Below are 713 nucleotides of genomic sequence, written 5' to 3'. Positions count from 1 at the left end.
GCTGGCGCTGTACGCGCCGCCCCACGCGGCGGTGGCGGCGCTGCCGGTGAAGAACGGCCAAAACGTGGCGGCCGGGCAGCCGCTGCTGCGCCTGTCCTCGCCCGAGCTGGAGCTGCGCGAAGGCGAGACCGGCGCGCGCCAGGATGTGCTGGCCTGGCAGTCGGCGTCGGCCGGCCTGGACGCCGGCAGCCGCAAGGACTGGCAAGTGCTCAACGACCAGCTGGCCTACGCCAGCGCCGAACACGCCACCGTGGGCGCCGACCTGCAGCGCTACCGCCCGGTGGCGCCGTACGCCGGCGTGCTGGTCGACGTCGATCCCGACCTGCGCCCCGGCGCATGGCTCAAGGGCCAGGAGTATCTGGGCGCGCTGGTGGCGGCCGGCCGCTGGCAGGTGGTGGCCTACGTGGACGAGGAGGCGGTGCGCCGCATCCGGCAGGGCGACCGCGCCCTGTTCATCGCCGACGGCCTGGCCGGGCCGGCCGTGCGCCTGACGGTGGCCAGCATCGACCGCGACGCCAGCCGCACGCTGGGCGAGCCGGAGCTGGCGTCCTTGTTTGGCGGCGACGTGCTGGTGCGGGAAAAGAACGGCGTGTTCTATCCGGAACACGCGGTGTACCGGGTGGTGCTGGACGCCAGCGCCGAGCTGCCGGCCACCAGCCCGGCCTGGCGCGGACGGGTCGCCATCGAAGGCCGCTGGGAAGAGCCGGCGCTGC

The 713-nt window shown here is 74.8% G+C and carries 1 protein-coding gene; it reads left to right on the top strand.

The features are described 5' to 3' along the window. Nucleotides 1-713, top strand: a 713-nt coding sequence (locus tag GTP90_RS35925) for an efflux RND transporter periplasmic adaptor subunit (protein WP_161087949.1), incomplete at both ends; no start/stop codon positions are given.

Origin of the sequence: Duganella vulcania, from assembly GCF_009857655.1 — a bacterium.
Classification (GTDB): Bacteria; Pseudomonadota; Gammaproteobacteria; order Burkholderiales; family Burkholderiaceae_D; genus Rugamonas; species Rugamonas vulcania.
The sequence above is the reverse complement of the archived record's forward strand: the minus strand, read 5'-3'. Positions and strand labels throughout refer to the sequence as shown.